General features: G+C 42.2%; 11 protein-coding genes and 1 pseudogene. 8 read left to right on the plus strand and 4 right to left on the minus strand.

Translation table 11 applies throughout. The features are described 5' to 3' along the window. The 4 genes and pseudogenes from VE944_RS00340 to VE944_RS00355 all read right to left on the minus strand — a co-directional run. Positions 1-537, minus strand: a pseudogene (locus VE944_RS00340) (hypothetical protein); the annotation flags it as partial. Positions 538-994: 457 nt separating this feature from the next. Next, a complete protein-coding gene (locus VE944_RS00345; protein ID WP_324970781.1) occupies positions 995-2674 on the minus strand; it encodes a helix-turn-helix domain-containing protein in 1680 nt (559 codons plus the stop codon). 31 nt (positions 2675-2705) lie between these two features. Then, a complete protein-coding gene (locus tag VE944_RS00350; RefSeq protein ID WP_324970784.1) occupies positions 2706-2888 on the minus strand; it encodes a hypothetical protein in 183 nt (60 codons plus the stop codon). Positions 2889-3033: 145 nt separating this feature from the next. After that, positions 3034-3249 carry a hypothetical protein gene (locus tag VE944_RS00355; RefSeq protein WP_094343774.1) on the minus strand — a complete coding sequence of 72 codons (216 nt, stop codon included), beginning with the start codon at positions 3247-3249 and terminating at the stop codon, positions 3034-3036. A 211-nt stretch (positions 3250-3460) separates the two neighbouring features. Between VE944_RS00355 and VE944_RS00360 the strand changes: the two genes are divergently transcribed. The 8 genes from VE944_RS00360 (at position 3461) to VE944_RS00395 (ending at position 9156) form a co-directional block, all read left to right on the plus strand. Further along, on the plus strand, positions 3461-3727 hold the full coding sequence (locus tag VE944_RS00360) for a hypothetical protein (protein ID WP_069071944.1): 267 nt from the start codon (positions 3461-3463) through the stop codon (positions 3725-3727). Between the two features lie 50 nt (positions 3728-3777). Then, the gene (locus tag VE944_RS00365) at positions 3778-4290 is read left to right on the plus strand and encodes a hypothetical protein (protein ID WP_324970791.1); all 513 of its coding nucleotides are present in this window, start codon (positions 3778-3780) and stop codon (positions 4288-4290) included. 613 nt (positions 4291-4903) lie between these two features. Then, positions 4904-5416, plus strand: a complete 513-nt coding sequence (locus VE944_RS00370; RefSeq protein WP_324970793.1) for a hypothetical protein — start codon at positions 4904-4906, stop codon at positions 5414-5416. Between the two features lie 12 nt (positions 5417-5428). Then, positions 5429-6097 (plus strand): hypothetical protein, encoded by a 669-nt coding sequence (locus VE944_RS00375; protein ID WP_324970795.1) that lies wholly within the window; start codon positions 5429-5431, stop codon positions 6095-6097. Between the two features lie 46 nt (positions 6098-6143). Then, a complete protein-coding gene (locus VE944_RS00380; protein ID WP_324970797.1) occupies positions 6144-6419 on the plus strand; it encodes a hypothetical protein in 276 nt (91 codons plus the stop codon). Further along, positions 6346-6999, plus strand: a complete 654-nt coding sequence (locus VE944_RS00385; protein ID WP_324970799.1) for a hypothetical protein — start codon at positions 6346-6348, stop codon at positions 6997-6999. The genes VE944_RS00380 and VE944_RS00385 overlap by 74 nt, the downstream gene beginning before the upstream one ends. A 139-nt stretch (positions 7000-7138) precedes the next feature. Continuing rightward, positions 7139-7708, plus strand: coding sequence for a hypothetical protein (locus VE944_RS00390; protein WP_324970801.1), 570 nt, complete (start codon positions 7139-7141; stop codon positions 7706-7708). After that, entirely contained in the window at positions 7705-9156 is a 1452-nt protein-coding gene (locus VE944_RS00395; RefSeq protein ID WP_324970803.1) for a hypothetical protein, read from the plus strand. Before VE944_RS00390 ends, VE944_RS00395 begins: the two co-directional genes overlap by 4 nt. The last annotated feature ends 139 nt before the right edge of the window (positions 9157-9295 follow it).

The raw sequence follows: 9295 nt of genomic DNA on the forward strand, positions 1-9295 counted from the left end.
AGCTTCTACAGTATCAGCACCTTGGACATATTCGGGGAGAAGGAAAACCAACCGGAATTTATGCCAGTCTTGTTTGTGACTGGCAGTGGTGTACATTAAGGCGCAGTGTTTTTTAATGAAGGGATGGACTAGCGCTTCTTCTATGGTTAATTGGTGATCGTAAACTTTGATAGAATTTCCATTCTCGTCTTTAATTGGCAAGTCATAAGCATCACGGGCGATATCGGAATTATCAATATCGATTAGTAGCCATTGAGAACCGATAACGTTAGCTTTACTCCGCCATTTACCACCCAGCAAGCCAGCACAGATGGCGTGACCTGCTTTAATGTGGTGCTGCACATCTTCTAGAGTGCCTTCTGTATCTTGAAAGTTGGCGGCAAGTTTCTTAAAGTCCCAGTCTTTATTTCTGCCAGTGGCGTTAAACGCAAACTTGATTTTATTACTAGGTATGACTGGGGGTAAAAAAGCGCTATCGTAAATAGATTTTTTCCCTGATAGCGCCGTTCTTCTGCTCTCAACTACGGGGTTTGTCATTTATTAGTCACTCCTTCTAGGAAACCGCCGCTTATCAGCCATTACCCCCTCTGTTGGTACAAGCCAGGATGCTTATTGTGGGAAGTAAGGTTTGAGGGCAGCTTAAGGTTTTCAGTAGCCAAAAAGTTTTTGATATTTTTGGACACCAAGAAATAATGCCAGATTGGCCAAAACCACTAGGCAAAACTGATCTAATTAATCTAATTAATCAGGGCTGTTCTAAAAAGCTGAAACCCTTACTGAGTAAGGGTTTTAAAAATAGATTATCCGGGGATTCTAGAGTTTTCATCCGGGGATTCTAGAGTCTTTGTTCTAAAGCTGAAAACTTTATGGAGTAAGGCTTTTAAGCCTATTTTGCTTGGTGATTTTTTTTAGAACAAAGCAAGAATATAAAAATAGCCAACCACAGGTAATAAGTGGCTGGCTGCGAGGAAGCGTTAAGCATTAATACTCAAAATTAGATGTCAAGAAGTTTTCGGATCTTGTTAGTGTGAGCTAGGCTGATGGTGCGTTCGCCTTTTTCAATCAGGGAGATGAGTTTTTGGGACACCCCAAGAAAACCAGCCAGCTGAGTCTGTGTCCAACCTTTGGCAATACGTGCTTCTTTAACTTGGCTGCCAGTCAAGCTGATGTGTTGTAGCTGTTTTGGCTTGGCTTTGGGCTGTAACTGTTCTATCTTAGGTTGAACTTTGGATTGTAATTGTTCTATTTTAGGTTTAGCCTTGGATGCTATCAATTCTGGGATAGGGGCTGGGGGTTTGATGGTGAGTTTGGCATCCAGCAACTTGTTCAGGTAGCCTTTAGGCTTCTTGTCCTTGCAGTCTGGTTTTAGCCATTCAGGGTACGTTTCCGGGTCAAACACAATTTGCCATCTCAGCTTGAGCAGTAGCTTTATGGCACTATCCCAGTGCTGCTTTAGGTCATACGCTCGGCGAAAGTCTAACTGGGCTTTATCTATAATCGGTTTAGCGAATGTAATTTCTAATAGCTCCTGTACTTTGTAATTTCCATCAAGGCGAATCCGACTATCCAATGTTAGATATATAGCCAGCCTTAGCGCGAGTTCATCATGGTATGGGTCAATTTTCAAAACTTGCTGGGCTAAGTAGCCAAACTGATATAAAGCGTCCCGTGATTTGGCTCCGGCTCGGTTCAAAAAATGTTGAGTCCAAGCACCGGGTTGAATAATTAACTGAACTTCATTAGGCTCTTCTATTTTCCCTTGTAAATTTATCTGACCATAGGGCACAACTGTAATGTTCCACATTCGACCTACAGGGGTACTAGCATTTATTCCACCTTTTTTGTTCCTACCTTCTATCCATACTGCTTTAACTAACAAACAATCTAATGCAAACGCAGTTTTGGCTATTTCTGAGAGTTTTTTATGTTTGGGTAAATCAGTTCGCTGATCCCAACCTATATCTTTTATCAAGTCGCTGGCATTGAGAATAAATAAGCTTTCCCACGGTCTTTCCTGTTTCATTGCATAGGCAGCAAAGATTAAGTGCAGTTTGGCGCTGTTAAACCCAAATTTATCAATGATTTGCAGTGCTTCATCCCAAGGGAGCATGGAAATATCACCGGGGTTGGCAATATAATGCTCAATGAAGTTTTGAGAATCGCCCTTAGCTCTATGTTGTAAGTAGGCTATGCCATTTTCATTTTGCTTCCACAATTCTTTTTTGATTTGAGAGTCAATACTGGAAAACATAAGTGCTGCTGTTGGAACAGCTTCAAAGCCTTGGGACTTAAATAATTTTGATTGTCTAACTGTGATTGAAGTATTTGGGATGGAATTAGCTGGAGTTTCAAAATAACTTCTGTTTTCCTGACTACTATTTTTACTTTTCTCCGTTTGGGATTTGGTAGCCGGAGGATATAATTCATCCTCGGCATTTTCAAAAGAATTGTTTTCTATTTTTCTCAGATTGATGGAAGTTGTTACAGGAACTTCTTTGAAAGACTGTAATAAATGACTGCGTAAAGCTTTTATAAATTGTTCCTGGTTAGGAAATAAAGTTGAATCAATTTCTATGATTAATTTACTGAGGTCAATGTTTTCCTGACCTTCTTGATTAATCAAGTTGAGATTTACGATTAATGGAAGTTGCGAATTTAAATCATTTGCTGCCATAAGATAACTCTAATTGAATCGAATTTATCTGCTAGGACTGTACAGGTAACAGCAGGCGAATTTCATCGATTGGTGCATCAGTCAGCCGCCATTTAACGCCAGCAAGGGAAAGTTTTCTGTGCCAATTATGTGTGTCAGCTATTTCAAGCCGTTGTTTGAGCCAGATTTGCTGCCTCCGGTTGAAAGCTTGGTTTGATAGGTTTTGTAAATACAAGGTTGTTCAGCGTTGACTGAATGCCTAAGAATCATTATTTTGCAGTCCCCTATTTCCTTTCTAAAGGAAATAGGGGGACAGTTGGGCTGAGGCGATCGCTTTAGTAATCGCAGGGATGGCACTAAAAGCGGGTTGATGTCAGTGTTCATTTATCCTCCTTGCCTTCCTGGTCTTTCCACTCGAAATACTCGCGCAATAGGTTCTCCAGCCCCTGACTGTTATCCACACCATTTTCTACACAATAAATTTTGAATTTTTTGAGTAGGTCTTGTGGTACCAACCCTCTTACCAAGCCGTAGTTAGGATCTTTTTTCTTATCTGTCACAGTAGCAATGTGCTGATGTAGCAACTCCTGCTCCATTATTCCATGCCTCCTTTAGATTTTTTTTGTATCTATGTTGCGACATTGCGATATTGTGATATAGTAACTTATAAGACGCAGAAAGTCTGCAAATTTTTTAGAAGACCAAAAACAATCCAATTGCGTCCAATCTTGTTTTTTGGCATGGGCATCTGATTGCAACCATGCTCACAGTTATGTCTGCAAATGTCTTACTTAAGGACTCAAAAATATGGCTCAAGCGCGAGTTGTGATTAGGGGTGCGGCGCTGGAAAAGGGCGAACATCTTTTGAAAACTACCAAATTAGCAAGTTTAACAGAGCTAATTAATGTGATGTTTTCCAGGTACGGCAGGCATTTAGAAGCTACTTGGGAAGTTTTACCAGCCTTTGATATAGATGAACGCGATTCTTTGGCAAAATCAGTGCCCACAGTAGTTACGCAAATATCTTTACCAGCAGAAGATTTCACTTTTGATGAACCAATTAGCAGATTGTAAGTTACCCACCAGCGATAGAAGCACTCAACGAAATACGTCTTGAGAGAACAATGCTTAATCAAAATCAATTACGAAGGTTAGAAGCAATAGATCGCTGGCTCAGAGAAATCCGAGATTCTGAAGAATTCAGCCAACTGGAATACTCCCCAGATGTGATGCTAGGGGATGCAATTCAAGCAGTAGGCGAACTACTTGATTTTCACGTTCCCTATGATTACAAGCCCACAAATTTTACTAATTCAGAGTGGCATTCATATCTAGAACAAAAGCCAGTAATGCACATTCGCCGTGTGAAGACTTGGCGTGAAAAGATTAACTCATTCATACTTAATGCTGCGTCATCAGTAGCAATTGTGAGCTTGGTAACTACTAGCTTTATGGTAGTTGGTACTATCTTTTGTCACGGCTTTGACCGGATTGAAGAAAGCAGAGGTGAGGCATATCAACCCACATGGATTTACACCGCCAAGATTTTTGAAGGAAGTGCGATCGCCTCTATAGCGGTCTTCTTGGGTGCAAGCTTAACGGGCGCGTGTGTCGCTCTCGACAAGAAAGATGCATAACTTAATTCCGGTCTATGAACCTTCTACCCTGTCACAGCGCAAAGTGTATCAAATAAAGGGTACGCTGTATCGCTTTACGGGTAAATGCCCAAGGGCCAAGGATTGACCATCCACAGTGGACATTCGAGCCACTAGACGGACAGAAAAAGACAGCCACTCTCAAGCTAAATTAGAACAAGGTCAGACATGGGATTTATGAAGTCCCTGGTATGGTGGCCAACCGGAAATCTGAAGTAATGGGACAGGGGATACAGCAAAGCTTGTTCTAAAGTGTTTGATTTGTGACCGCGTTGAATGCCCCCGTTGAACGACGCGATGCCTGCGGCGGGCGTAGCCATCGCAAAACTAGGCTCCATTGGGCGTATTCGCGGGGGTAAACGAGAAAGTGTCAGTATGTCATCAAAGCTGACAAACCTTGTTATTACGTGGTTATAGCCGATAAAACCAAGGCTAAAACATTTGTCTAAAGTCCCAAATCCAAGGTTATTGATAGTGCCTAACTAATTTAGCGTATCAAGATAACTGTTTCTAGCTAATTTAGCCTATCAAATAACTGGAATTTACGGATAGTCGGTCAATTTTATACACACTCCAGTAATAAAACAGAGTTAATGTGGCAACAAAAAAATATGTAGCTAAGTATCGCTTGCTCAAAGAAACTTACGAGGGCATCACGGGAAAGGGCATTTCAGATATCACTTGGTATCGCACAGTCGCATCTTTGAAGCAATATTTCTCGCTCTCCATTGAATCTGAAAAAGCCATAAGCATTGTTGAAACCTATGCAGGCATGAAGCGTAAGTGTCCAGCCTTTTCTTTTAGAACCTCTGATTTTAGCGAACGCTGGCAAGCCTTTAAACACTTCTATGATGCCGAAGAAGTTCAATACACAGGTCAGCAATTCCTAGTTGCGCTGGCAGACTATCTAAAAATCAATCTTGACGATGTACCACGCAGCACTCGTTATTACTGGTTTAGCCAAGCAAATCTAAGTTATAACGCCCTTCACTCATATCAGAGCAAGGATTTAGCCCTTGTTGCGTTTGTTGCTGCTAAATGGGCAATCAACAAGCGCTCACAACCGATGAAATCCGCGACCATCGAAGTTTTAACACTAGCCCTATAAGGAGCAATTACCATGTCTGACAAATTTACTAACAATGTCCGCGCTCGTTTGTACAAACAGGGTTATCAAGGATTTACCAAGGACGATTACACATCTGCCGCGATCGCTGTCGAGTGCGATGACCTTGACAATCCTACCAAAGAGCAATTGAGTCAAGCCGTTGACTATCTCAAAGTCAAATCGACAAGCCAATTATCTGTAGTTGATGAACTCGTTGAAGAAAGGTTTCTAGTAGGGTCAGAAGATGTACAGCCTGACCCTGAGACTGATAACAGTCAGCTTACAATCGCCTCACCAGAGATTAACAGCATCACTGTAACTAGCTCAGATAAGCGTCAGATTGTAACAGCCCAATCATCCGCGCTGGGGTTTGAATTAACCGAACAAGAAACATTAAGTATCGCTGAAAATGTTGACGACACTTTTACCGACTACAGCCAATTTATTAGTACTGTAACGGCTGCAATCAAGAACTACGTTGATCAGAAATTTGATGTCATTGAGCAATCATTTGAGACTAACGCCCAAGACTTGCGAGAACACGTCAGCAACAGAGCTTCTAGATTAAACCAAAAGGTTAATAACTTCTCAGGAGACATCAAAGCGGATATGGGAGTCATCCGCCAAAACATTAAAAGCACCCAATTCTCAATCCTCGCAAGGCTCAAGGCGGCTCAATAGTGATGAATTGACGCTACAAGAGTGCTTGGTGATTCGCTGGGTGAAAATGAGCTACTTCTCAAGAATTGCTGTTAGTTTGGGTGCGCTTTGTGCTGTGATTTTACCCTTGTATAGCTGCTTGTATCTGCCAATGCTAGAGCAATCAAGCTATCAGCAATATCTCAAACGTAAGTCAGCTATTGAGCAATATGTAAGGCGAATGGAGTATCACTGCAACCAAATATTTACCCCAGAGAAGGAGTATCGCTGTGAAAAGTTCAATCAAGCTAAAGAATCTGGTAACTTCCAAATCACGCCACCTAGAGCGCCAATTAAAAACTAAATTCAATGCATCTACCAACTTAGTAGTCAGAGCGCTAACAGGTGATAAATCAGCCCTGAAGCTGATAGGGCAAATGGGTAATGACGGGGCGAAGATTAGCGAATTCGCCCCACAGGTTAGAGAGCAAATGTTAGCTGCCATCAAGGGGACTGAGGACTTAAACGTAGTCCTAAGCGACATCTACAAACAAGCTGGTGTTAGCGGCGAGAAGATTGAAAGAGCAGTGCAGTCAGCAATTTTAGCTGACACTCATCTAGCGAATATCTTAGAAGAGATGAAGCTTGATTTCACTTCATCCAAGGAGAAAGAAGCGCTACGCCATCAACAAGCAACAGACCATCTATTGCTGAAAGCATGGGTGGATAAACACATGATGCAAGTTGATGGCGAATACAAGATGTTGCAGACGGAATTGCAGACAGACATTAGACAACAAACAATTGACCTACAACATGATAGAGAACTGGGCAAGTATTACTTAGAAATGGGTGATAACGCTCGTGATGATTTCAAGCCGAAAAAACAATATGCGGGACGCTCAATTGTACAAAAAATCAAGGATGCCCTACTAGGTTTCTGACCAAAATTAGGGTGCAGGGTGTGGGGAGGAATAGAGAACTGGCTTTTTGTACACCCTATCTTGGAACCCTTTTCTAGTACAGAAAAAGTACTGATTTTCCCTACACCCTAAACCTGCAACCCCACACCTTCTTAAGGATATGACATACGACATTGAGGACGACCAAGAGCAATTAGTAAGCGAAATCGCCCCCGATACGCCGTTACCAAAAGACTTAATATCACACCTAGAATCGCGCAAGCAGCACCGTAAAGATGTTATCAATACAACGGAAAAATTGACTAGATTCTTTGTCGGTTGGTCGCTAAATTCTACAGGATTCTTTATAGCTAAATATCTCTTAATAACTGGCGGTGGCGTTAATCTCTGGCTGGCAATTTCGCTCTCGTTTTCTATATGCAGCGTTGGCTCTCTCGCTGGGCTAACGGGCTTGAGAGTTAATTACAACAGTGATGGATTAGAGGTAGATAATATGCAAAATCTTATAAAAACTGCTGGGGGCTTGGTGTTTGCAGGTATCACAACTTGGCTAGCAGTCAAAGACCATCAATATTTTGAGAATTTGACTAAAGAAACAGTCACGCAGATTAGCCAAGACATCCAAACCATTGAAAAACAGAACCCGCAATCAGACCCTTGGGTAAGTATTGCAGTCGCGTTGGCTTTATTCATTGGCTCTATTGCAATTATTTTTAAGGGGCGCTCATGAAACAAGGTGTTTTCGAGTTAGCACTGGCTGGTGTGTGTGGTGTAGCCGCAGTCATCGGGCTAGCAACATCGCAAACACGTCAGCCCTACGATTTGACACAAATTCAATTTTGCCCAAGGTCAGCAAACGGTGTACACAGTCAAATAGCTTTGGATAAGCGTTTTTGCAACCAGCCGCGTTTTGTCCTGACTGAAGAATGGCAGCGCTACGGATTGTATGGCAGCATCATTCCCTACAAGGGCGATGCAATTCAATGGGTGCGTGATTTGCCCACAGATAACCCTAATCAGTTGCTAGGATATGGGATTGCAGTTATTGGGCTATGGGGTGTCGTAGGTTGTTTGCTCGTGCGTTCGCAACGCCTCAAGCGCACGGATTATGAATTGGGCGAACTGGAAAAGACTGGCGACTATGCAACTTGGCAGCAAAACAAGCACAAACGTGAAGTTAAGCAGCATTCGACCCAGCTTTACACTGAACGCTTAAAAGATGGATTAACTGACCTAGACGTTCATTCTCGTAAAGAATTGGGTCTAACCGATGAGGAAAACGAACGTGCTAAGGCTCGAATTCAGCTAGAGGACTTTATGAAAGCCCGTGCTGTTAATCATTCTGTGATGGATAAGACCATTGCTGAGAATCTTCGAGACAGGGCGAAAGCTGACCAGGAACGCGGCAAGATTGAGGGTAAAACCAAAAGCGCGATCGCAGAAAATGACAATCAGCAATCAGTTGATCAACAACGAGCAAACCAACTGATAGAAGCGCTCAGAGCTACAGAGGATGGCTGGTTGTGGAAGATTATCGACAATCAAAAACCTGTTTGGGTACTAGGAGAAGCTGGAAGCGGTAAATCAACTTTAGCAGCTTCGATTGTCATGCTCAGAGAATATCTGTTTGATATGCCCTTGTATCAACTAATAGATGCACACTCCGGCGAAAATCTCAGAAAAGCATGGAGATACTTAAGCCCTCAGTTGATAGCGCAAACAGAAGAAGAGATAGGACAAGCTTTTGATGATGCCCGTTCACGCTGGCTAGACAGAATCAATAACCAACCTAACAAGCGACCGCAACAGTTACTAGTTGATGAATTCACTAACTATTCTGAGTCAGACATCACAAAAGAGCCTGCCAAAAAGTTTGTTAAAGCATCTCTTAGCGACCCTAGAAAAGCTGAAGAAAGATTAGTCTGTATTGCCCATTTCTTCACTAATACTGCCGTTGGTGGAAGTGATGGAACTGCTAAAGGTAGAAGCAGAGGAACTATTCAAATTGACCGCAAAACTACCGATGGGAAGACACCTCTAAAAGTTGCAATAATTAACGGTTTAAACAACTCAGAGGGCGATGCAGAAGTAGATAAAAAAGTTACAATTCCAGGTTGGTTGACTCCCGGAAGTATTCACAAACATTTCAACGGTCAGCCAATTGATTTTGATGATTAATCGCTAAATAAATATTTTCTTCGCTCTCAAGAACGGGGGTAGAGCAAGTGGTGGGCTACCCAGTTGGGTCTACTCCACCAGTAATTCACGCAAGTATTAGGGTTTGGGACAGTGGCAAGTGTCCTTTTATAGCCGCCAT

The sequence above is a fragment of the Nostoc sp. genome (genome assembly GCF_035638895.1).
Taxonomy (GTDB): domain Bacteria; phylum Cyanobacteriota; class Cyanobacteriia; order Cyanobacteriales; family Nostocaceae; genus Nostoc.

Excerpts from the sequence above, each read along its gene's own strand:
- VE944_RS00345 (WP_324970781.1), bottom strand. The coding sequence starts at position 2,674 with ATGGCAGCAAATGATTTAAATTCGCAACTTCCATTAATCGTAAATCTC.
- VE944_RS00355 (WP_094343774.1), bottom strand. The coding sequence starts at position 3,249 with ATGGAGCAGGAGTTGCTACATCAGCACATTGCTACTGTGACAGATAAG.
- VE944_RS00360 (WP_069071944.1), top strand. The coding sequence starts at position 3,461 with ATGGCTCAAGCGCGAGTTGTGATTAGGGGTGCGGCGCTGGAAAAGGGC.
- VE944_RS00365 (WP_324970791.1), top strand. The coding sequence starts at position 3,778 with ATGCTTAATCAAAATCAATTACGAAGGTTAGAAGCAATAGATCGCTGG.
- VE944_RS00375 (WP_324970795.1), top strand. The coding sequence starts at position 5,429 with ATGTCTGACAAATTTACTAACAATGTCCGCGCTCGTTTGTACAAACAG.
- VE944_RS00380 (WP_324970797.1), top strand. The coding sequence starts at position 6,144 with ATGAGCTACTTCTCAAGAATTGCTGTTAGTTTGGGTGCGCTTTGTGCT.
- VE944_RS00390 (WP_324970801.1), top strand. The coding sequence starts at position 7,139 with ATGACATACGACATTGAGGACGACCAAGAGCAATTAGTAAGCGAAATC.
- VE944_RS00395 (WP_324970803.1), top strand. The coding sequence starts at position 7,705 with ATGAAACAAGGTGTTTTCGAGTTAGCACTGGCTGGTGTGTGTGGTGTA.